This is a genomic window from Microbacterium sp. Soil_C_42 (assembly GCF_057656735.1).
In genome coordinates this window covers 19,800-42,308 of sequence record NZ_JBDGJU010000033.1, presented here as the reverse complement: position 1 = coordinate 42,308, position 22,509 = coordinate 19,800, and the positions used below count along the sequence as shown (strand labels likewise).

General features: G+C 70.6%; 17 protein-coding genes and 3 pseudogenes. 9 read left to right on the top strand and 11 right to left on the bottom strand.

Features of this window, described 5'->3' with window-relative positions:
- The 5 genes and pseudogenes from AC3A46_RS15950 to AC3A46_RS15930 all read right to left on the bottom strand — a co-directional run.
- Positions 1–234 (bottom strand): annotated as a pseudogene (locus AC3A46_RS15950) (hypothetical protein); the annotation flags it as partial.
- A gap of 252 nt (positions 235–486) precedes the next feature.
- Positions 487–1,227, bottom strand: a complete 741-nt coding sequence (locus AC3A46_RS15945) for a cupin domain-containing protein (RefSeq protein ID WP_487666083.1) — start codon at positions 1,225–1,227, stop codon at positions 487–489.
- 23 nt (positions 1,228–1,250) lie between these two features.
- Positions 1,251–2,165 carry a DUF6807 domain-containing protein gene (locus AC3A46_RS15940; protein WP_487666082.1) on the bottom strand — a complete coding sequence of 305 codons (915 nt, stop codon included), beginning with the start codon at positions 2,163–2,165 and terminating at the stop codon, positions 1,251–1,253.
- Positions 2,162–3,277 carry a Gfo/Idh/MocA family protein gene (locus AC3A46_RS15935; RefSeq protein ID WP_487666081.1) on the bottom strand — a complete coding sequence of 372 codons (1,116 nt, stop codon included), beginning with the start codon at positions 3,275–3,277 and terminating at the stop codon, positions 2,162–2,164. The genes AC3A46_RS15940 and AC3A46_RS15935 overlap by 4 nt, the downstream gene beginning before the upstream one ends.
- 91 nt (positions 3,278–3,368) lie before the next feature.
- Positions 3,369–4,682, bottom strand: a complete 1,314-nt coding sequence (locus AC3A46_RS15930; RefSeq protein ID WP_487666080.1) for an ABC transporter substrate-binding protein — start codon at positions 4,680–4,682, stop codon at positions 3,369–3,371.
- A 136-nt stretch (positions 4,683–4,818) separates the two neighbouring features.
- Between AC3A46_RS15930 and AC3A46_RS15925 the strand changes: the two genes are divergently transcribed.
- Positions 4,819–5,826, top strand: coding sequence for a LacI family DNA-binding transcriptional regulator (locus tag AC3A46_RS15925; RefSeq protein ID WP_487666079.1), 1,008 nt, complete (start codon positions 4,819–4,821; stop codon positions 5,824–5,826).
- A 32-nt stretch (positions 5,827–5,858) separates the two neighbouring features.
- Here AC3A46_RS15925 and panB read toward each other — a convergent pair whose 3' ends face one another.
- Genes panB through AC3A46_RS15910 form a run of 3 tightly spaced genes read right to left on the bottom strand, consistent with a single transcriptional unit; the run spans position 5,859 to position 8,319 of the window.
- On the bottom strand, positions 5,859–6,722 hold the full coding sequence (panB, locus tag AC3A46_RS15920; protein WP_487666078.1) for a 3-methyl-2-oxobutanoate hydroxymethyltransferase: 864 nt from the start codon (positions 6,720–6,722) through the stop codon (positions 5,859–5,861).
- Complete coding sequence (panC, locus tag AC3A46_RS15915; RefSeq protein ID WP_487666077.1) at positions 6,719–7,585, bottom strand: pantoate--beta-alanine ligase; 867 nt, start codon at positions 7,583–7,585, stop codon at positions 6,719–6,721. The genes panB and panC overlap by 4 nt, the downstream gene beginning before the upstream one ends.
- Entirely contained in the window at positions 7,582–8,319 is a 738-nt protein-coding gene (locus AC3A46_RS15910; protein ID WP_487666076.1) for a DUF2520 domain-containing protein, read from the bottom strand. The genes panC and AC3A46_RS15910 overlap by 4 nt, the downstream gene beginning before the upstream one ends.
- Before the next feature lie 301 nt (positions 8,320–8,620).
- Here AC3A46_RS15910 and AC3A46_RS15905 point away from each other — a divergent pair, with 301 nt between their 5' ends.
- Positions 8,621–9,484, top strand: coding sequence for a serine hydrolase domain-containing protein (locus AC3A46_RS15905; RefSeq protein ID WP_487666075.1), 864 nt, complete (start codon positions 8,621–8,623; stop codon positions 9,482–9,484).
- A 41-nt stretch (positions 9,485–9,525) separates the two neighbouring features.
- Here AC3A46_RS15905 and AC3A46_RS15900 read toward each other — a convergent pair whose 3' ends face one another.
- A complete protein-coding gene (locus AC3A46_RS15900; protein ID WP_487666074.1) occupies positions 9,526–9,993 on the bottom strand; it encodes a hypothetical protein in 468 nt (155 codons plus the stop codon).
- A 48-nt stretch (positions 9,994–10,041) separates the two neighbouring features.
- Positions 10,042–11,010, bottom strand: coding sequence for a squalene cyclase (locus AC3A46_RS15895; protein WP_487666073.1), 969 nt, complete (start codon positions 11,008–11,010; stop codon positions 10,042–10,044).
- Between the two features lie 99 nt (positions 11,011–11,109).
- On the opposite strand from AC3A46_RS15895, the gene AC3A46_RS15890 reads away from it, so the two are divergent.
- The 5 genes and pseudogenes from AC3A46_RS15890 to AC3A46_RS15870 all read left to right on the top strand — a co-directional run bounded on the left by AC3A46_RS15890 (position 11,110) and on the right by AC3A46_RS15870 (position 18,244).
- On the top strand, positions 11,110–13,737 hold the full coding sequence (locus tag AC3A46_RS15890) for a transglycosylase domain-containing protein (protein WP_487666072.1): 2,628 nt from the start codon (positions 11,110–11,112) through the stop codon (positions 13,735–13,737).
- 107 nt (positions 13,738–13,844) lie between these two features.
- A pseudogene (gene corA / locus AC3A46_RS15885) lies at positions 13,845–14,843 on the top strand (magnesium/cobalt transporter CorA).
- A 156-nt stretch (positions 14,844–14,999) separates the two neighbouring features.
- Complete coding sequence (locus AC3A46_RS15880; RefSeq protein ID WP_487666071.1) at positions 15,000–17,072, top strand: primary-amine oxidase; 2,073 nt, start codon at positions 15,000–15,002, stop codon at positions 17,070–17,072.
- Positions 17,073–17,265: 193 nt separating this feature from the next.
- Positions 17,266–17,877 (top strand): annotated as a pseudogene (locus AC3A46_RS15875) (DUF222 domain-containing protein); the annotation flags it as partial.
- An 82-nt stretch (positions 17,878–17,959) separates the two neighbouring features.
- Positions 17,960–18,244 (top strand): hypothetical protein, encoded by a 285-nt coding sequence (locus tag AC3A46_RS15870; protein ID WP_487666084.1) that lies wholly within the window; start codon positions 17,960–17,962, stop codon positions 18,242–18,244.
- Between the two features lie 96 nt (positions 18,245–18,340).
- On the opposite strand, the gene AC3A46_RS15865 is transcribed toward AC3A46_RS15870, so the two are convergent.
- The gene (locus AC3A46_RS15865) at positions 18,341–19,864 is read right to left on the bottom strand and encodes an APC family permease (RefSeq protein ID WP_487666070.1); all 1,524 of its coding nucleotides are present in this window, start codon (positions 19,862–19,864) and stop codon (positions 18,341–18,343) included.
- 162 nt (positions 19,865–20,026) lie between these two features.
- Between AC3A46_RS15865 and AC3A46_RS15860 the strand changes: the two genes are divergently transcribed.
- Together AC3A46_RS15860 and AC3A46_RS15855 are read left to right on the top strand one after the other, a co-directional pair.
- Positions 20,027–20,944 carry an AraC-like ligand-binding domain-containing protein gene (locus AC3A46_RS15860; RefSeq protein WP_487666069.1) on the top strand — a complete coding sequence of 306 codons (918 nt, stop codon included), beginning with the start codon at positions 20,027–20,029 and terminating at the stop codon, positions 20,942–20,944.
- Positions 20,945–21,033: 89 nt separating this feature from the next.
- Positions 21,034–22,443, top strand: coding sequence for an aldehyde dehydrogenase family protein (locus AC3A46_RS15855; RefSeq protein ID WP_487666068.1), 1,410 nt, complete (start codon positions 21,034–21,036; stop codon positions 22,441–22,443).
- Positions 22,444–22,509: the final 66 nt, after the last annotated feature.

Here is a 22,509-nt window from a genome sequence, read left to right as displayed (position 1 = left end):
CGCGGGCGCGGGAGGCGTGAGGCCCACACCCGGTGCCGCCGGGATCCCGGTCGGCGGCGTCCATCCGCCCGGTGCCGCCGGCGGCGGAGTCTGCCGCGCGTCACCGGCGACCGCCCCGGCGACGTCGCGGGCCATCGCGCGCCAATCCCGGCCTCCGGAGCGCGACTGCTGGGGCGAGCCGGAGGAGTCGAGGGCCTTGGCGGCGAGATCGAAGAGGCGGTTGAGCGAGCCCATGGGGTTCCTTCCCTGTCAGAGACGTGGCGAGACGAAGATCGCCAAGGTCTCCTCCGCCCTGATGGGGCCGGCAACCCGGGATCCGACGCTGGATCCGTAGTGACGAGGTGCCGCGGACGGGAGTACTCCCCTTGTGCCTCCAGCCTATGGGCGCGGGGTGGGTCGATCGCCCGCTCCGGCGGCCTCACCGCGTTCTCTCAGCGGATTGATCGGAACGGATGCCGCGGCCTCCGGCATCGCGTTCCCCCTCGGTCAGCGGCGCACCCGGTCGCCGCTCACGTCGTAGGCGCGCAGCCGGCCGCACATGCCGAATTCCCTCTCACCCACGAGCGCCGGCGCCTGGGAGAGCGCAGCCTCCGAGAGGTGCCCCGCCTCACCGGCAGCGAGCGCGCGGGTGATGTCGAGGCTGTGCGCGGCCTGCGCGGCGGGCCCTCGCTCCACGATCCCGGTCCAGTCCACGGCCCGTCCCCGCACCAGCCGGGCGGCGGCCGCGTGGAATTCCTGCAGGGGCCGGAGGTCGCCGGCCCGTGCGGCGTCGCGGAGGACGAGGAAGCCCTCCACCGCGAGATCGCGCCGTCGCGCCGCCGCCTCGGCTCGTGCCTCCACCGGCTCAGCCGGGAGCGCCGCGGCTGCGGCGTACCGCGCGGGGTCGGCGACGATGTCGGCCGGGAAGGTCATCACGGCGTCGCCCGCCTCCGGAAGCCCCGCGTTGCCCATGACCACGAGCACCTCGAGCCCGCCGTGGTTCACCGCGCGGTGGATCGTGCCGGGAGTGAACCACACGACCGAGCCCTTGCGCAGTTCGGTCTCGCGCAGTCCGCCGGCATCGAGCGTGTGCAGCTCGCCGTGCCCGCCGATCACCACGTAGCACTCGGTCGAGGCGAGATGCATGTGCGGGCTGCCGCCGCGCAGGCCGTCGGGGGCGAGGTCGTCGTAGACGTCGAGCAGGGTCACGGAGGTGGCGCCGGGGAACGTAGGCGTGGTGTCTGTCACGAGAAGCTCCTCTCCCTCCCGACTCACACTAGGACCGGCTGGAGGATGCCTCGCAGCACGTCTGCGAGAGGCTCCGCGGCATCCGCTCCCCCATCGGCGATGCCGACGGCGTACCGGAACCGCACGGTCTCGCCGGGAGCGACGACGACCTCTTCGCTGAAGAAGGGCGCCGGGTTCAGCGCCGCGAACTCCTCGGAGCGCGCGAACCACTGCGGCGGGTGGTGCGGGTTGGCCGCGTCGTCGAGCATGAGCACGAGAGAGGTGGCGTCGACGTCGTCGTGGCGTCCGACGAAGCCCATCCACTCGAAGCGCGCTCCCCGCACGTCGTCGCCCGCGCCGGAGGCTCCCGGCGCGACGAGCGTGCCATCGGTGAACGAGCGGGGTCCACGCCAGAACAGCCCACCGTAGCCGGCGTTCTCGCGCCCCTTGGTCGTCGGGGAGCCGATGGCGATCGGTGCGCCCGACACGTTGGTCAGCTGCGTGTCGAAGGTGAGGGCCCAGGCGTCGTCCGACACGATCTCGGCGGTCAGCGCGCGCTCCTCGGCGAACAGCACGTCTCCTGACTCGGTGATCCACCGCAGCCCGTGCGCGACCGTGGCACGCTCGCCCGCCTCGAGCTCGACTGCTCCGTCGTGCTGCTGCACGCCGTTGTTCGGCAGCTGCACGTAGAACTGCCCGTGGACGTACGTGGGGCCGCCCCAGAAGTTCTCGTCGTTCACGACCGGCAGCGCCCAGGCGATGCCCTTGTGCCACACGTGGTCGTGCGGCCGGAAGAGGCTGACGACGTCGCCGCGGCGCGTGCGGATGGGGTGCAGGTAGGGCTTGGGCGACTCCACAGGCACCGTCGCGGGCTGATACACGTAGGTGAACAGGTCGACGTCACCGTCGCGGACCGTGACCGCGGAGCCGATGTCGTGCGTGATGCGCAGCGCGCTCATGCGAGCACCTCCTTCACGGGGGCCCAGGGCACGATCCCGCCGCTCATGGAGCGGACGAAGGGATCCTCGCCTCGGAGCTCCCCCGCCTGGACCACAGCCCCGCGGAACGCGGAGGCGTAGGTGGCCGCGGCGAACTCGAGCGTGTGCCGCGCTTCGGCGAGGTCGACGCCGGGCGCCTCGCCCGCCTCGAAGGCGTCGAGGATCGCGCGGATCTGGTCGCGGTGGCCGCTGGTCGCTCCGCTGTCCAGGCCCTCGGCCCAGCGGGTCGCGAGATGCTCGTGGCCCGGCGCCGGGGTGAAGGTCCAGTCCTCGCTGGTGTATCCGTACAGGTGGCGCACCTCGACGGACGCGAATTCGAAGTCGAACCGCAGCCGCGAGGTCTCGTGCGGCGAGACGAGCGAGTTGACGACGGTCGCGAGGGCATCGTTCTCGAAACGCACCAGCACCATCGAGACGTCCTCGGTGTCGGTCGGGCGCAGCTGCCGCGCCGCGAAGGCGCTCACCTGAGACCAGCGGCCGAAGATCGCCAGCAGCAGATCGAACTGATGGATGCCGTGGCCCATCGTCGGACCGCCGCCCTCGACATCCCATCGCCCGCGCCACGGCACGTCGAAGTACTCGTCGGGCCGGTACCACAGGGTCTCGCAGGTGGCGACGAGGGGTCGGCCGAGCTCGCCCCCGGCGACAAGGGCGCCGAGGTGGCGGGCGGCGGCGCCGAACCGGTGCTGGAACACCGTGAGCACCGGCACGCCGGTCTCTGCCTGCACCGCCTCGAGCTCGTCGACCTCGCCGAGGGTGAGCGCGGTGGGCTTCTCGACGAGCGACGCGACGCCCGCCCGCATCGCCTGGATCGCGATCGGCGTGTGCGTCTGCGGCGGCGTGCACACGTGCACGAGATCGAGCTCCTCGCTCGCGAAGAGATCGGCCGCGTCCGCGTAGACCCGGTCGACGCCGAAGGTCTCGGCGAAGGCGACGGCACGCGCACGGTCGAGGTCTACCACGCCGGCGATCTCGACGCGGGGCGAGAGTGCGTTCAGGGCGTCGGCGTGGGCGTGGGCGATGCCGCCGGTGCCGATGATGCCGACGCGGAAGGGTGGGCGGGGTGAGGACATGACCTGTGGTTCCTTCTGGGGGGGAGGTGGGGTGAGGCGTGTCGGCGGGCGCGGCGCGGGACTTCTCGCACCGCGCCCGTCGACAGGCGCGCTACTGATTGACGATGACGTCGATTTCGGCGAAGAGCTGATCGACCGCCTCGTCCACCGTGATCGTGCCGAACCCGAGCTCCTGGCCGAGGGCCTTGAACTTCGCTTCGACCGAGCCGTAGCCCACGATCGGAACCGGCGGCGCGTCGCCGATGCGGTCGGCGATCGACTCCTCGTAGTCGATGATCTGCTGGGCGGTCTCGTCGAGCTCCACGCCCTCGAGCTGGGTCTCGGATGCCGGCATCCCACGGTTCGTCCCGAAGATGGCGCCGACCTCGGGACTGTTCACCAGGAAGTCGGTGAACAGGGCCGCGGCCTCGGGGTGCTCCGTACTGGCCGCAGCGGAGATCAGCATGCCGGCCTTCTTGTACAGGTCCTTGGCGCCTTCTTCGGTGACCGGAGGCGCCACGAGGTTCAGGTCGGGATACGCGTCGCCGAGGTTCGCCTTGTAGGGAGCGCCGAAGTTGTCCCACACGATCTCGGTGAGCGCCTGAGCGGAGTCGAAGGCGCCCTTGGGAGTGACCTCCTGGATCCGCTGCTGCGGGGTGACGACGCCGTCTTCGCGCAACTCGGCGCCACGGTTCCAGAAGTCGGCGAGGTCCTCCTCGGTGAAGCCGACCTCGCCCTCTTCGGTGAAGACCGACTTGCCCTCGGATCGAAGGACGAGCTCGAACGGCTGGATGAAGCCGGTGGGGTCCGCGCCGCCCCAGACCTCGAGCCCGGCGGCCTCGGCGGCATCCCGGGCCTCGTGCAGCCACTCGTCGTATGCCTCCCAGTCGCCGCCCTCGAACGGCTCGACGCCGACTTGCTCGGTCAGGACCACGTTCTCGAACATCCCGATCGCGTTCGTCGAGACCGGCATGCCCGCGATCGTGTCGTTGATCGTGGCGATGTCGAGCACGCTCTCGTCGAAGCCGTCGGTGGCGATCATGTCGCCGACGTAGGGCGTGAGATCCAGGAGCAGGCCGTTGTCGGAGTACTGGCGGACGTACGTCATGTCCATCTGGAACACGTCGGGGAGGTTCTTGCCGGCAGCCTCGGTCTGGCGCTTCTCCCAGTACTCGTCCCAGGAGAGGAACGTGGAGTTCACCGTGATGTTCGGGTACTCCTCGTTGAACGCGGCGATGGCCTCGTTGTACATCTCGGCTCGAACGTCGTTCCCCCAGAACGCGAAGTCGAGGCTCACCTTCTCGTCCGGATCATAGGTGGCCGCCGGGGAGTCGGCGGGAGCGGCGCCGGCGCAGCCTGCCAGGGCTGCAGCGAAGCCGACGACTGCCACGGCGCCGACGGCGCCCGTTCTTCTGCGTGTGAACATCTTTGTCCTTTCGGAACGCTGGTCGCGTGAGGGAAACCTGGGGTGAACCTTCACTTAGTGATCGATCACTCGGTTGAGAAGTGAGAATAGTGAAGGTTCACAATCTGTGTCAACATGGATGTCGAAGGAGGCGCTCGTGACCGACACCGCACCGCACCGCCGACCGACGATCATGGAGGTCGCCCGCCTCGCCGATGTCTCGCATCAGACCGTCTCACGCTTCTTCCGCGCTCCCGATGGGCTGAAGCCCACCACCAAGGCGCGCGTTCAGGCCGCGGTCGACCAGTTGAACTACCGGCCGAACCTCGTCGCCCGCTCGATGCGCACGCGCCGCACCGGCCGGCTCGCGGTGGTCGTGCCGACGCTCGCCTACAGTCCGGCGCGCATGCTCGCCGGAGCGGGCGCGGCCGCGCACGCGGCCGGCTACGCGGTCGAGGTGCTGGCCCTCGAGGGGGGCGCCGACGAGCGAACGCAGCGCGTGGCCGAGCTGGCCGATTCCGGTCAGGTCGACGGCATCGTCTCGTTCGCCCCCGTGCTCGCCTCGCTCGAGCTGCAGGCCTCCAGCGGGACGCCCATCGTCGCATCGGCCGACTTCGACGACGAGATGCGCGGCATCGGCGAGCTGGCGGATGCCTCAGCCCTCGTCGACCTGATCCGCGGCCTGGCCGAACGCGGCCACCGCCGGTTCCTCCACATCACCGGAGACCTCCAGTTCGCGTCGGCGCGCGCCCGGCGCGACACCTATCTCGAGACGGTCGCATCGCTCGGGCTGGAGTCGACCGGCGTGATCGAGGGCGATTGGTCGGCCGAATCGGGGATGGCCGCGGTGCGCGGACTTCCCGAACACGACAGGGCCACCGCCGTGCTGGCGGCGAATGACCTCGTGGCCGCCGGCGCGATCCGCGCGGCGATGGATCGCGGGTGGCGCGTGCCCGACGACCTCAGCGTCACCGGATGGGACGACCAGCAGCTCGGTCGCCTGATGAGCCCCGCGCTGACAAGCGTGGAGGTCGACCTCGAGGGTCTGGGCTCACGCGCGATGACCAGGCTCATCACGACGCTCCGCGGCGAGCGCGCGCCGACCGAGCCCCAGCAGATTCACCGTGTCATCTGGCGCGAGTCCACCGGACCGGCACCCGACTGAGCCGGACGGATGCCGCTGCCCGCGGCATCCCATCAGTCCGCGCTGCGGGAGTCGAGCTCGGCGCGCGCCGCGGCGATCGCGTCGTCGGTGGCGGAGTACCCGTGCTCGGGCCCGGGGAAGACGCCGCCGCGCACCTCGCGCGCGTACGCTGCGACGCCGGCGACCATGTCGGGCCCGATGGCGCCGTAGCGCTTGACGAAGGCCGCGGTCTTGCCCTCGGTGATGCCCAGCAGGTCGTGCAGCACGAGCACCTGGCCGTCGGCCGGCCCAGCGCCGATGCCGATGACGGGGATCTCGAGCGCCGGCAGCACGACCGCCGCGACGTCGGCGGGCACGGCCTCGATCACGAGCACGCTCGCGCCGGCGTCCTGCACGGCGAGGGCCTCCCGCACCAGGCGCGCGGCGGACTCGGCGGTGCGACCCTGGGCGCGCAGGCCTCCCAGCGCCACGGCGGTCTGCGGAGTGAGGCCCACATGCGCGACGACCGGGATGCCGGCGTCGGCGATCGCCCGGATGCGGCTGAGCCGCGCCTCGCCGCCGCCCTCGAGCTTGACGGCGTCGGCTGCGGCCTCCTTCACGAACCGCACGGCGGTGGTGACGGCCTGCTCGTCCGACACCTCGGTCGATCCGAACGGCAGGTCGCAGACCATGAATGCCGATCGGATCCCGCGACGGACCGCGCCCGCGAGCACGAGCATCTCCTCGACCGTGACCGCCACCGTGGAGTCGTGCCCGAGCACGACCTGCGCGCCGGAGTCGCCCACGAGCACCATGTCGACTTCGGCCTGCTCGGCCGTCCGCGCGCTCGGGTAGTCGTAGGCCGTGACCATGACGATCGGCTCGCGGCGGGCCTTCATCTCGGCGAGGCGCTGCAGTGTCACCTGTGCGCGCATCATGCACCTCCGGTGGTGGGGGGAACGGGCGGGATCACCGCGTTGTCGATCAGGCGCGTCGCGCCGACGCGCGCGGCGATCGCGACGAGCGTCGGGCGGTCCACGGACGAGACCGGGGCGAAGGTCTCGGGGTCGACGAACGCGACGTATTCGAGCGGGATGAGGGCCTCGGCGAGGGCGTCCAGCGCCCGCTCGCGCAGCGCATCGGATTCACGGATGCCGCCGGCCGCGGCATCCGTGACCGCGGTGAGCGCTCGCGGGATCGCCAGCGCCCGCGCGCGCTCTTCGGGCGACAGGCGGGTATTGCGACTGGAGCGGGCGAGGCCGTCGGCGTCGCGGGAGGTCGGGCACACGACGAGCGTGACGGGGATGCCGAGATCCGCGACGAGGCGACGGATGACGGCGACCTGCTGCGCGTCCTTCGCACCGAAGTAGGCGGTGTCGGGGAGCGCGGCGAGCAGCAGCTTCGTCACGACGGTGGCGACGCCGTCGAAGTGCGCGCGGCCGCGCTCGGCGCCCTCGAGGGTCTCGGCGATCGGCCCCGACACGCTCACGGTGGTCGCGAAGCCGTCCGGGTAGACCTCGGAGGCGTCGGGGGCGAAGACGATGTCGACCGCCTCGGCCTCGGCGAGAGCGAGGTCGGCCTCCTCGGTGCGGGGATAGGCGGCGAGGTCCGACTGCTCGTTGAACTGCGCGGGATTCACGAAGATCGTCATGACGACCGTGTCGTTGTCGGCACGGGCCGCGCGCAGCAGCGTCGCGTGGCCCTCGTGCAGCGCGCCCATGGTGGGGACGAGGCCGATGCTGCCGCCGCGGCGTTCGCGCAGCACCTCGCGCAGGTCGGCGACGGTGCGGACGACGATCACGAGGCGGCCTCCTGACGCGGTCGCAGATCGCGCGTCGCCGCGACCAGGGCGTCGAAGAGTCCGGCACGTTCGGGCAGCCGCTCGGCCACGGCGTCACGCTGGCGCGCGACGGTCGCCTCGTCGCCACGGGCGATCGGACCGGTGAGGGCCGCGGAGCCGTGCGCCTCCCAGTTCGCGACGGTCGCTCGCACGAGCGGGGCCAGCGCGTCTCGCGGAACCCCCGCGGTCGCGGCGAGATCCTCCGCGAAGGACTCGAGCGTCACGAGGAAGTTCGACGCGATCGACGCGGCCGCGTGATACGCGGGGCGATCTTCATCGGCGATGTCGAACGGCGCCATGCCGAGCGCCTCGGCGAGCGCGTGCGCGGTGGCGAGGGCCTGCGGCGTCGAGCCGGCGAGCGCCGCGGGGACGCCCGCGAACAAGGTGTCGCCGGTCACGGTCGTGAGGGGATGGATGCTGAGCGCCTCGTGCGGTGCGAGCGGCTCGAGCGTTGTCGCGCCCGAGAAGTGCCCCACCAGGCGCGCCGGCGCGACGAGCGCGGCGGCGCGCCCGATCTCGGCATCCGGCACCGCGAGCAGCACGAGGTCGGCGTCGTCGCCGGTCGCCCCGCGGCCGAGAGGTCCTTGCACATCGACACCCGCCTGCCGGAGGGCCGCGGCGATCGCACGACCGACGCGGCCGTCGCCGACGATCGCGACGCGGGCAAGCGCGTGCGCGGGGTGCGAGTCCGGCATCGTCGTCGTCTCCCGTCACGGCGCATGGATCCGGTCCAGGACGGCTGAACCAGGTTCAAAAATACCCGGCGCGACGCGGGGCGGCGACCGCGCGTCCCATGACGCCGCGCTCGCGCGGTCGAATCCGGTAAACGCTGCTGCTCCCGACGGGCGCGAACGCCGATTCGGACAGCGCGAACCAACCCGCCACGGTGGGACGGGCGCGAACGCCGATTCGGACAGCGCGGACCAGCCCGCCACGGTGGCTCCTGAGCCCTCCGCACTGCGACTTCAGGCCCCGTGGGCAGGCAGACTGGAAGCCGTGACCCGCGCCCAGTCCGTCGCCGACCGCATCGTGCGCGAGGCCGAAGCCTCGGGGTTCCGGGCCCATGGACTGCATGTCCTCGTCGGTGATGACCTCGCCGGGCACCGCTGGACCGCTGATGTGCGCGAAGACATCCACTCCGCCGCGAAAGGCGTCTGCGTGCTCGCCGCGGGCATCGCTGCAGACGAGGGACTGGTCTCGCTCGACGTGCCCGTGGCGACGTACCTGCCTGGCGTCGAGCTCGGCGAGGGCGTCGATGAGGTCACCTTCCGCCACCTGCTGTCGATGACGAGCGGCATCGACCTGCCCTGGTCCGAGACGATGATGACCGACTGGCCCGACCTGGCCACCGAGTTCCTCCGGCGCCCGTCACGCGGGAGGGTGTTCCAGTACTCGAACGCCAGCACCTACACCGCGATGCGCGTGCTCGCCGAGCGAGTGGGCGACGTCGCCGACTATCTCGGTCCGCGCCTGTTCGCGCCGCTCGGCATCGACGACGTCGAGTGGGAGCGCTGCCCGAACGGCCACATCGTCGCGGGCGGTGGCCTCCCCCTCCGCACCAGCGAACTGGCCCGCATCGGGCGGCTCATCCGAGATCGCGGCAGGTGGGAGGGACGGCAGCTCGTGTCACCGGAGTGGATCGACGCGATGCACTCCGGGTGGGTGGTCGCCGGCGAGAACCCTGGTTACGACGGCTACGCCCTCGCCGGCTGGCGGGGCCCCGGCGACGCCTGGCGCCTCCACGGCGCCTACGGCCAGCTGCTCATCTTCGCGGGCGGCGCGGTCGTGACGATCACCGCCGACGATCACTTCGGCGCGGACCGCATGGCGGCCTTCGTCGTCGAGACCCTTCGCGACTGACTCGCCGCGAGCAACCAGCGCCGGAGGCGTCGGCCGGCAGTTCAGCCGCGCTGCACGTAGTGGCGCACGGTGTCGTCCCTCTCGACGAGGAACCGGTCGTCCTCCGGGTAGAACACGGCCCTGTCGACGTCGTCGCCCGCGAATCCTCGGATGCTGTCCAGGCTGTCCCACCGCGAGACCGTCAGGATCTCGGTCAGACCGCCGGCGAGGTCGCGCGTCAGCGTCCAGGCGTCCTTGTTCCCAGGAAGTGCGCGGTACTCCTCGATCCCCGTCCGCTCGACATAGTCGACGTACTCGTCGCGGTCCTGCGTGCGGATCACTCCCCGCCACACCCGCACGATGCTTCGATGATGACTGTGGTCCGCGACGTCCGGCTCCGCCCGGGCGACATCGGCCACTTCTTCCTCCGGACGCGGCGGGATCGTCTCGTCGAATTCGAGCTCGGGGATGCTCGACTCACCCGGTTCCGGCACGTGGGCGTGAGGCGAGTGCTCGTCGTACGTCGACACGGCGACTCCTTCCTTCAGACAGTCACAGCGTAGATCCACGCAGGTGCGTCAGGCCGAGGCATCCCACCAATCCAGCACCCGCGTGCCGACCAGGGTGAGCCACTTCGACGGCTCGCCCTCGGCGACGTCGACGTCGAACCAGGCGCGGCCGGGAAGCGGGGTGGTCTGCAGCCACGTGCCGTCGGGCTGCCGGGCGGCGCGCACGACCTCGACGGCGTCGGCGAGACGAGGGTCGGGCGGCGTGCCTTCGAGCAGTCCGGCGTCGCGGAAATGGTCCAGGGCGACCAGCGCGCTGTAGCGGTGCCGGTCGGGGTACACGAACCGCGTCACGAACGGGCCCACGACCTCACCGGTCGTCGCGCGGTTCATCAGGTGGCGCGAGAGGAGGTACTCCTCGCCGCCGTGGCGGGCGTCGCGCATGCTCGTGTCGCCCGTGATGCGCTCGTAGGCGAGGATGCCGCGCGCCGCGTTGAGCGTCGAGTGGAAGGACGAGCGCACCGAGTCGCCCTCCTCGGCCTCGCAGTTCCAGCCGCCGTCGGCCAGGCGATGCTCGGGGAACCAGGCGACCAGCCGCGAGACGTCGGCCCCGAGCCACGCGCCGCTCGCCAGCGTGTACGAGTTGATGCAGACGTCGACCTCGCCGCCCCAGTAGGGCAGGTCGTCGTACTCCCACCGGCTGTTCGCGGCGATCTTCTCCGCGGTGCCGTCGAGCGCCGTCGCGTCGACGCCCCACTCGCGGAGGTCTTTCAGCACCCAGGTCGTCGCCACCCAGGGCTGACCGGGCTCGTCCTGCTCGGCACTGCCGAAGAAGCCCGCGGGGAAGAACGCCCCTCCGGCCCACTGGCCGTCGGCGTCCTGCTCGGCGAGCAGTCGCGCTCCGAAACCCTCGGTCGCCACACGCGCGCGCGTCGCCTGCCAGACCTCGGCCGGAGCCCCGGCGAGATCGCGCTCGACCTGCCAGCGCAGCGCCGGGTCGGAGTCGAGCAGCCAGTCGAGCAGATCCTGATCGATGGTCATGCGGGCAGGTTAGTCGCACCTGCCGACAGTCCGCGGCGTCCACCTGGCGCATAGCTTCGTCACCAGAACCGTCCAGGCCCGCTTCCTACGCTCGACCGCATGCCCGAATCCCGAAGACGGGCGAGCGGATTCCTCGGCGGTCTCGCCGGGCTGCTCGGCCTCAGCGCCCTGGCCGGAGTCCTCGTGGCCGCCACCGTCACCCCGGCGGTCGCCCTCACGGGCGCCGCCGCATCGCAGGCGATCACGCTCTTCGACAACCTGCCGAGCACGCTGCAGATCGACCAGCTCATGGTGCCGAGCAACTTCTACGCCACCGACCCCGAGACGGGCGAAGAGGTGCTGATGGCGCAGTTCCTCGAGCAGGACCGCACGCCGGTCACCTACGACCATGTCTCGTCGGCGATGTACGACGCGATCCTGTCGAGCGAGGACCCGCGCTACTACGACCACGGCGGCGTCGACATCGTCGGCACCACCCGGGCCGTGCTGTCGAACCTCGAAGGCGGCGGCGAGACACAGGGCGGGTCGACCATCAGCCAGCAGTACGTCAAGAACGTCCTCGTGCAGCAGTGCGAGGCGACCGCGAACACGCCGCAGGCCAAGTACGACTGCTGGTCCGAGGCCACCACGTCCTCCGGCACGGCCGGCGTCGAACGCAAGCTGCAGGAGATGCGCTACGCGATCGCGCTCGAGCAGGAGTACTCCAAGGACGAGATCCTGCTCGGCTATCTCAACATCGCCAACTTCGGGGGCACCACGTACGGCGTCGAGGCGGCCGCGCGCTACTACTTCGGCACGACCGCCGCGAACCTGACCGTCGCGCAGGCGGCGACCCTCGCCGGCATGGTGCAGAACCCCAACAGCTACCGGATCGATCGCCCCGCCGGCTCGATCACGACATCGGACGGCACGACCCTCAACAAGGCGCCGGACGGCGTCATCGAGGACGGCGCGAAGCTCGGGGCGCTCGACGCGCTGGTGACGTCGGGCGAGATCACCGAAGAGCAGAAGCTCGCCGCGGCCGATGGGTACACCTCGACGAAGGTGCGCCAGCTCTACGTGCTGAACCGCATGCTCGACGACGGCAAGATCACGCGCGACGGGTATGTCGCCGCCGCGATCGAGCCGATCACCCCGGCCATCACGCCGACGGTCACGGGGTGCGCCGCGGCGGGCGGGGCGGCCTACTTCTGCGAGTACGTGAAAGACGTGATTCTGAGCGACCCCACGTTCGGCGAGACCGCGACCGACCGGCTGCAGACCCTCCAGCGCGGCGGCCTGAACGTCTACACGACCCTCGACGCGCGTGTGCAGACCGCCGCCGAGGCCGCGATGACGCAGTACGCGCCCGCCTCGGCCACCATGCCGACGTCCCCTGGTGCGTCGACAGGACGCTTCGGCTCCACGACCGTGAGCATCGAGGCATCCACCGGTCGCATCCTGGCGATCGCGCAGAACACCAAGTACGGCGAGGACGCCGCGGCCGACGACGATCCCGATTACTCCTCGCTCGTCTTCGCCGGGGATCCCGCGGTGGGCGGATCCACGGGCTTCAGCGCCGGCTCGACCTTCAAGCTGTTCACCCTCCTCGACTGGCTCGAGCAGGGGCACTCGGTCAATGAGACCCTCGACGGGCGGCTGCGGGTCTTCACGCACCTCACCAACTCGTGCGGCGGCGATTGGGACAACACGTCGAACACCCTCGTCAACAACTTCGGCAAGGCTGCGGGCCGCATCGGCACGCCCCTGCAGTTCACCGCGTCCTCTCTGAACACCGGCTACTTCGCGATGGCCGAGAAGCTCGACCTCTGCGACATCCAGAACGTGGCGGCGAAGCTCGGCGTCACGCAGAGCGACGGCACGCCGATCTCGATGGACAGCCTCAACTCCATCATCGGCACGGCCCAGGTCTCGCCGATCGCGATGGCCGCCGCCTACGCCACCGTCGCCAACGGCGGCACCTACTGCCAGCCGCAGGCCATCGATCGGGTGACGGATGCTGCGGGCACCGAGATCGCGAAGCCCGCACGCTCGTGCGTCCAGGCCCTGGACCCGAGCATCGCGGCGACCGCGGCCTACGCACTGCAGGGCGTGATGGCATCCGGAGGAACAGGAGCCGTCGGCAACCCCGGCGACGGCACCCCGCTCCTCGGCAAGACCGGCACCCACGAGGCATGGCAGACCTGGATGATCGAGTCGAGCACCACGGTGACGACGGCGACGTGGGCGGGCAACGTGGAGGGCGGCGGAGACGTCTTCAACACCTGGCACGACGGCACGCGGCTGTCGGACATCCGCTATCGCATCGGCCGGGCGGTGCAGGCCGCCGCGAACGACGCCTACGGCGGGGACGCCTTCCCGAGCCCCGCCCCGCAGCTGACCAAGACCTCGCAGGCCACGGTCCCCGACGTCACGGGGCTGAGCATCGGAGATGCCCGGAGCCGGCTCGAGGCGGCGGGGTTCGTCGTGCAGGTCGGCGACACCGTCGAGTCGGAGGTCACGGCCGGGCTCGTCGCGAGCCAGGACCCCGGCGCGGGCCGGGCCACCGCCGGCGCGACCGTCACGATCCATCCGAGCGCCGGCCCGGCCGCCTCCGACCCGGGCGACGGCGAGAGCAACGGCGACGGCGGGACAGGCAACAGCGGGACGGGCAACGGCGGGACCGGCGACGGCGGGACGGGAAACGGGAACGGGAACAGCGGAGGTGGCAACGGCGACGGCGGCTGACGCCCGTCTCCTGACAACGGACGACGGATGCCGGGGCGCAGCATCCACTCGTCACGGAATCGTGAGGATCGTTGCCCACCGGGCCACGTGCCGAGGAGAATCGTCTGATGCCCATCGTCGACAACGGCGTGTACGTCGCCGGTAAGCGGATCGAGAATCCGTCGAGCCTTGCCGAGACCTTCGAGTACACCCGCTCCCAGCACGGGATGGCGTGGATCGGGCTGTTCCGCCCGACCCCGGAGGAGATCGCGCAGGTCGCCGACGAGTTCGCCCTGCACCCCCTCGCGGTCGAGGACGCGCTCACCGGCCATCAGCGCGCGAAGCTGGAGCGCTACGGCGACATCCTGTTCGTGGTGCTGCGGCCCGCACGCTAGATCGACGAGACCGAGACGGTCGACTTCGGCGAGCTGCACGTGTTCGTCGGCCCCGACTTCATCGTGACGATCCGGCATGCGGAGTCCCCCGATCACAGCCGCGTCCGCCGGCGGATGGAGCAGGAGCCCGAGCTGCTCGCGCTGGGGCCGGAGGCCGTGCTCTACGCGATCCTCGACGAGGTGGTCGACGAGTACACGCCGGTCATCGAGGGCGTCGAGAACGACATCGACGAGATCGAGGACGCGCTGTTCGAGCACGGGGGCGTGTCGCTCTCCAAGCGCATCTACGACCTGTCCCGCGAGGTGATCATGCTCCAGCGTGCGGTCACTCCGCTCGCCGACATGCTCGAGTCGCTGCAGCGCGGTGCACCGAAGTACGAGGTCGACCTCGAGCTTCAGCGGTCGCTCCGCGATGTGCACGACCACGCGCTGCGCATCATCGACAAGGCCTCGGCGTTCCGCTCGATCCTCGACAACGCCCTCACGGTCAACGCGACGATCGTGACGCAGCGGCAGACCGATACGGCGCTCGCCCAGAACGAGCAGGTCAAGAAGATCTCCGGCTGGGCCGCGATCCTGTTCGGCCCGACCCTGGTCGGCACGATCTACGGCATGAACTTCGAATACATGCCCGAACTGGCATGGCCGCTCGGCTACCCCATGGCGCTCGGCTTGATGGCCGCGACGAGCCTCACCCTCTACGGGGTGTTCCGCAAGCGCCACTGGCTCTGACGCAGAGCTCGGCGGCCGGAGATCGGCACGACGCCGCTCGGCGGGGTGATCCGGTCGGCCTGCGACGGGCGCACCACCAGTCACGCTTCCTGCGCACCGGGTCAAGACACCGGTGCCCGCGAGCGGAAGAGTGGGGGCGGATATGAAGGAGGCCCCATGCCTGCGCACACGCACGACGCGCCCACCCAGCCCCACGACAACCCGGACCTCATTCCGGTGACTGCCGTGAGGAAGGCCGAGCCGCGGCATCCGCTCGATCCGCTCACCGCCGACGAGATCGAGGCGGCCCGCGGGATCCTCGTGTCGGCGGGCCTCCTCGGCGACACGGTGCGGGTGCCGATGCTGCTGCCCGACGAGCCGACCAAGGACGAGCTCGCCGCCTGGTCGCCCGGCGAGCCCTTCGACCGTCGCGTGGACGTGACGCTGATGGATGCTGCGACAGGCGCGCTCGTCGAGGCGATCGTGTCCATCTCGCGCGAGGCGGTGGTCGCGAAACGCGAGCTCGACCCGTCGCGGGCACCGTACGGCCAGCCGCAGTACCTGTTCGAGGAGTACGACCGCGCGGCGGAGATCGTGAAGGCCTCGCCGGAGTGGTGCGCCGCGATGACGCGCCGCGGCCTCGCGGACCGCATCGACCTCGCGTTCTGCTCGCCGCTGGCGCCCGGGTTCGTGGGGCGTGAGAACGAGGTCGGGCGCCGCGTCATCCGCTCGCTCACATTCCTGCGCGACAGTGAGGACGACATCCCCTGGGCGCACCCGGTCGAGGGCCTCATCGTCCACGTCGACCTCGTGTCGAACGCGGTCATCGGCATCGAGGACGAAGGGGACGTGCCCGTCCCCTCGGGAAGCGGGAAGTACACCCCGGATGCCGTGGGTCCTGCCCGCACCAGCCTCAAGCCGATCGAGATCACTCAGCCCGAGGGGCCGAGCTTCGCCGTGACCGGGTCCCGCGTGGAGTGGGAGAACTGGTCGATGCGCGTCGACTTCAACGCCCGCGAGGGACTCGTGCTGCACGACGTGCGGTTCGACGACCGTCCGGTGCTGACGCGCGCGAGCGTGCCCGAGATGGTCGTGCCCTACGGCGACACGTCGAACACGCGCTTCTGGATCAGCTACTTCGACGCCGGTGAGTACCTGCTCGGCAAGAACGCCAACCACCTGGAGCTCGGCTGCGACTGCCTCGGCGTCATCCGGTACTTCGACGGCCACGTCGCCGACGACCACGGACATGCCGTGCGGATCCCGAACGTGGTGTGCATGCACGAGGAGGATTACGGCATCCTCTGGAAGCACACCGAACAGGGTCCCGTCGGCTCACACGTGCGCCGGTCACGGCGCCTGGTCGTGTCGTACTTCTCGACGATCGGCAACTACGACTACGGCTTCTACTGGTACTTCTACCTCGACGGCTCGATCCAGCTCGAGGCGAAGGCGACGGGCATCGTGTTCGTGGGCGGCGGTGTGCCGGGATCGACGAACCCGCATGCCCCCGAGATCGCGCCCGGCGTGTTCGCGCCGGTGCACCAGCACCTGTTCTCGGCGCGGCTCGACGTCGCGATCGACGGCGAGGACAACCGGCTCGTCGAGATCGACGCCGCCCGCATCCCGATGGGCGACGCGAACCCGTTCGGCAACGCGTTCACCTGGACCGAGACCCCGCTGCGCACCGAGGCCGAGGCCCAGCGCATCGCCGACACGTCGGTCGCCCGGGTGTGGGAGGTGCGCAGCGCCTCGAAGACGAACCACCTGGGCAAGCCGACGGCGTACCACCTGCTCCCCCAGCCGACCGCGCTGCTCATGGCGGACCCTGCCTCGTCGGTGGCGGCGCGCGCCGCGTTCGCGACGAAGCACCTGTGGGGCACCGCGTACGACCACGACGAGCGCTGGCCCGCCGGCCGCTACCCGAACGCCCACCAGGGCGGTGCGGGGCTTCCGGCCTACACGGCCGACGACCGCTCGATCGACGGCGAGGACCTCGTGCTGTGGCACACGTTCGGCCTCACCCACATCCCGCGTCCCGAGGACTGGCCCATCATGCCGGTCGACTACGCCGGCTTCTGGTTCAAGCCGTACGGCTTCCTCGATGTGAACCCCGCGATGGATGTCCCCGAGTCGAGCCAGGCGCACGGGGTCGGTCATGGGGCTGCGGGCGCGGCGGGTCCCCGGGCCGCCAGAGCCGCGGTCGACGGCGGCTGCGGCATGGGTGAGGGGTGCACCTGCGGCCACTGACCCGACGCCAGGCGGACGTGACGCCGGGGCGGGGGGACGGATGGATGCTGCGGGACCCGTCCCCGCTCGCTCGCGTGGGGGCCGGTATGCCGATGTCGTCGAGGGCATGCTGGTGTCGCGTCGCGTGGGGGTCACGGTGCCGCCGCAGTTCATTTCTCTTGCGAGATTCGAATATTTGTTCTAGAGTGGAGTCATGTCCGAGATGTCTCCTCCGCCCGAGCGCGAGGACGGCGCGTGGGCGTTGAGGGCTGACGGAGAGTTCGTGCCGCCAGTGCCGGATGCGGTGGATCTGGTCGTGGAGACCGCAACGATGATGTCGGTGTTCGCGGCGCAGCGGGTGACGCGGATCGACTCGATGCGGCGCGAACTGCTTCGCGAGGCGAGTGGCCGCGGCGACGGAGTCCGGGACATCGTCGAGCGGTCGATCCGGCTCGAACTGGCAGCAGCTATGCGGGTCACGGAGTACGCTGCCGGCCGGCTGATCACTCTGGCCGAGGCGCTGGTGCGCCGGTATCCCGCGGCGCTCGACGCCCTGAGTTCGGGACGGATCACCGAGAAGCACGCCGAGATCATCGCCGACCTGCTCGACGAGGCGCCGCCGGAGCTTCGCGACAGACTGCTGGAGCGAGCGATGCCGTCGGCAGAGTCGGAGCCGGTGGGCACCTTCCGTCGGGCGCTGCGCGCCCTGATCGACAGCGCCCAGGCCGCCACCCTGGAAGACCGTCACCAGCATGCGGTCACGCAACGGCGCATCGCCGTCGAACGTGGAGAGGACGGAATGTCCGGGCTGTGGATCTTCGCGCCCGACGTGGAGATCCACGCGATCCACGGCCGGCTCACACAGATGGCGAAATCGAGCCGACCGATGCATGGGCCCCGGCTGTTCGATGCCCGCTTCCCGGTGCGAGATCGATCACCAGATCCGCTGGGTCGACGAGGGCGAGACGTGCCTCGACAACACCCTTCCGTTCTGCAAGGGGCACCACCTGGTGAAAGACAACACCGACTGGCAGGTCCGGCAGATCGAGGGGTCAGGCGGAGCTGTGGCGTGGACCTCTCCGACTGGACGTCGATACGTCGTGCAACCCGAGCGCAAAGTCCCCACCTTCACGGTGCGCCCCTCTCCCCGGCCCCACATCGACGACGGGCTGGGCACAGAAGCACCCTTCTGAACGACGGCAGACGGCCCCACCGGGATGCCGCACGCCCGAACAGGAAGGGCGACGGATGCTGCAGCATCCGTCGCCCTTCTTCTCGGCGTCAGCGGGTCACACGCCGACCGGCTCGCTGCCCAGGTGGGGCGCCTCCGCCTCTTCGGCTCCGTGGCCGATCTGGCGGTACACGTCGGGCTTGGCCTTGCGGAGCCAGTAGGCCCACAGCACCGCGGCGATCGAGGGCACGAGGAGGATCGCCGGAAGGATGAACGTGGTCGGCGTCGACTGGGGCTGGCCGAGGAGCACGTCCCAGTTCACGAGGATGAGGATCCACACGATCCCGAGCGCGACGAGGGCGACGATCGGCGCCACCAACCGGCTCCCGGCACCGACGTCACGGGCATTCCGCCGGAAGAAGCCGATGACGGCCGCCGAGACCAGCACCATGAGCAGCACGAGGCCGAACGCGCCGAGGTTCGTGAGCCACGTGAAGAGGGTGAGCACAGGGTACGGGCCGTTCTCGGGGTTCCAGCCACCCTCGGCGATCGCGAACCCGATGATGACGACGAGCGCCAGCACGGACTGCGCGAGCGAACCCGCCCACGGCGCGCCGCTCGAGGTGCGCACGGTGCCGAGCTGGCGGGGCAGCACGCCCTCGCGGCCCAGCGAGAAGGCGTAGCGCGAGACCGCGTTGTGGAAGCTGACCAAGGCCGCGAAGAGGCTCGTGATGAAGAGGATCGACATGAGGTCGACCCACAGCACCCCGAGGTGCTCGGCGACGAAGTTGAAGAAGAGCGGCGGGCCGGCCTCCTCCGGCGTGATGCCGGTCGGGTCGGTGATCTTCGCCGGGCCGACGGCGAGCGCGAGCGCCCACGACGAGATCGCGTAGAACACACCGATGACGGCGACCGCGAGGAACGTCGCGCGCGGGATCGTGCGCTGGGGGTCCTTCGACTCCTCGCCGTAGATCGCGGCGGACTCGAAGCCCATGAAAGCGGCGATGCCGAACGCGAGCACGGCGCCGACGCCCGGAACGAAGAGCGCGGACGGGGTCATCGGCGCGACGGTGAAGCCCTCGGCGGGGTTCACGAAGGCCACGACGTCGAAGACGATGACCGCGAGGAACTCCAGCGCCACGAGCACACCGAGCACCTTCGCCGAGAGATCGACGCGGTTCACGCCGAGGATGCCGACGACGACGATCCCGAGGATCACCCAGACCCACCACGGGCTCGCCCACCCGGTCTTGGATTCGATGAACGACGAGATCTGGAAGCCGAACATGCCCCAGATGCCGATCTGCATCGCGTTGTAGGCGATGAGCGCGAGCACCGATGCCCCGACGCCGGCGGGCCGGCCGATCCCCTGCGAGACGTACGAGTAGAACGCGCCGGCGTTCGTGATGAAGCGACTCATCGCGGCGTAGCCGATCGCGAAGATCGCGAGCGCGGCGGCCAGCACGATGTAGCCGAACGGGATGCCGTCGACATGCGTGACCGAGTAGGCGCTGGTCACCCCGCCGGCGACGACGGTCAACGGCGCCGAGGCGGCGATGATCATGAATGCGACGGCGAGGACCCCGAGACGGCGATGCGCTGCCGTGCGGGTCGTCGAGGTCGTGGGGCCGGAGGTGGCCATGTGCAGCTCCTTCGATGCTCAGGTCGGGTCGGGATCATCGTCCCGGGGCCGGACCACCCGGGATTGACGCCGCGGGCAGAGTCCTTGCCTGTAGGGGCACATCGGGCCTCCGCGTGGTAAACTCGCGAATCGTATACGATTCGGCCACAGTGAGGTGAGCCCATGTCAGAAGAACCCCTGTCGTTCACGGCGTACCGCCACGCCGTGTCGCACGCGGTCGTCGCACTCGACGTGCATGCCGAGCACGACGAGAGCTTCCGCGGCGCGCTCGACGCCGCCGTGGCGGGCGACATCAACGTCTTCGGCATCGCCGCCGACGGGCACAGCGTCCACCGCACCCCCGGCCTGATCGCGCGCGCGCCGCAGCAGTACTTCAAGTTCTCGCTCATCGAGCGGGGCAGCGGGCTCATCGTCCAGGACGGCCGCGAGACCTCGCTGCGCGCCGGCGACATGGCGATCTACGACACCGACCGCCCGTACTCGCTCCTCTTCGACGAGACGATGCGGATGTCGGTCGTGATGTTCCCGAAGGTCATGCTCGACATCCCCGCTGAGACGATCGGCCGCCTCACCGCGACGCGCCTCGACGGAGCCGGCGGCGTGGGCGCCATGATCGCGCCTTACGTCGCCTCGCTCGCCCGCGGTGCCGGCGAGCTCGACGCGCACCTCGCGCGCCGCATGTTCCGCACCGCCGTCGACATGGTGGGCACGCTGCTCGAGGCGAACCTCGGCCGCGACGCGACCAGCACCGATGCGCACGGCACGCTCATGCGGCGGGTGCTCGACCACATCGACGAGCACCTCTCCGACAGCGAGCTCTCCCCCAGCCAGATCGCGGCGGCGCACTTCATCTCGGTGCGTCACCTGCACGCCCTGTTCAACGAGCAGGGCACGACCGTCTCCACGGTGATCCGCACCCGTCGCCTCGAGCGCTGCTACGACGTCCTCGTCGACCCGCAGCAGGCGCACCGCTCGATCACCGACGTCGCCCTCGCGAACGGCTTCGTCGACGCCGCCCACTTCAGCCGCACCTTCCGCGCGCACTTCGGCGTGCCGCCGAGCGGCGTGCGCCTGGCGTAGCGCGGGCGGTCAAGCAGCCTGCGCGGGCGGTCAACCACGGCGCGCAGCATCCTCCGACAATCGAGTCAGACCTGATCGAGGAGGATCCCATGACCGTCGCAACGTCGATTCTGGACGCCATCACCGTTTCCGAGGCGGACGGGAGGGCGATTCCGGATGCTGCCACCCGCGAGACGATCGGCTACGCGCCCGTGCACACCGTGGCCGACCTCGACACCGCCGTCGCCGCCGCGCGCCAGGCCCAGCCGGCGTGGAACGCGCTCGGCCACGCCGAGCGCTCCCGCATCCTGAACGCCGTCGCCGACGACCTCGAGGCGAACGCCGAGGAGCTGGCGCAGCTGCTGTCGCGCGAGCAGGGCAAGCCGCTCGACGGCCCCAACGCGCGGTTCGAGGTGGGCGCCTGCGCGGTGTGGACCCGCACCGCAGCCGACACCCCGCTCGAGCCCGAGGTGGTCTTCGAGGCCGGCGAATCGCGCGCCGAAGTGCACTACGACGCGCTCGGCGTCGTGGGCGCGATCGGCCCGTGGAACTGGCCGATGATGATCACGGTGTGGCAGATCGCGCCGTCGCTGCGCATGGGCAACACCGTGGTGGTCAAGCCCAGCGAGTTCACCCCGCTGTCTGTGCTGGCTCTCGCAGAGGTCTTCAACCGGCACCTGCCCGAAGGCGTGCTGACCGTCGTCTCCGGCGATCGCGAGGTGGGCGCGGCGATCGCCGGCCACCCCGGCATCGACAAGATCATGTTCACTGGCTCGACCGCGACCGGCCGTCGCATCGTCGAGTCTTCCGCGGGCAATCTGGCGCGGCTCACGCTCGAGCTCGGCGGCAACGACGCCGGCATCGTGCTGCCGGGCACCGACCCCGCCGCGATCGCCGAGAACCTGTTCTGGGGCTGCTTCATCAACACCGGCCAGACCTGCGCGGCCCTCAAGCGCCTGTACGTCCATGACTCGGTGTACGACGAGGTGGTCGACACGCTCGCCGGCCTCGCGCAGACGATGCCGATGGGGCGTGGTCTCGACGAGGGCAACGTGCTCGGGCCGCTGCAGAACGAGAAGCAGTTCGACATCGTGCGCGACCTCGTCGACGACGCGCGAGAGCGCGGTGCGCGGGTCGTCGTGGGCGGCGAGGCCGCGCCCGAACTCGGCCCGCTGTTCTACCGCACCACGGTCGTCGCCGATATCGAGGACGGCGCGCGTCTGGTCGACGAGGAGCAGTTCGGTCCCGCTATCCCGGTGATCCGCTACTCCGACGTCGACGACGCGATCCGCCGCGCGAACGCCTCGGAGCAGGGACTGGGCGCCTCCGTGTGGTCGGCAGACGTCGACGCCGCCGTCGCGGTCGCCCAGCGCCTGCAGGCGGGCACCGTCTGGATCAACCAGCACGGCGCGCTGAACCCGGTGGTGCCGTTCGGCGGCACCAAGGCCTCGGGCTACGGTCAGGAGTTCGGCGTCGCCGGCCTCAAAGCCGTCGCCGCGCCGAAGGTCATCAGCCGCTGACCTCCACGGCCCGCATCGCCTGCGCCAACGGGGGGTTGTGCGCGGCGATGTGGGCCGTGATGTTCT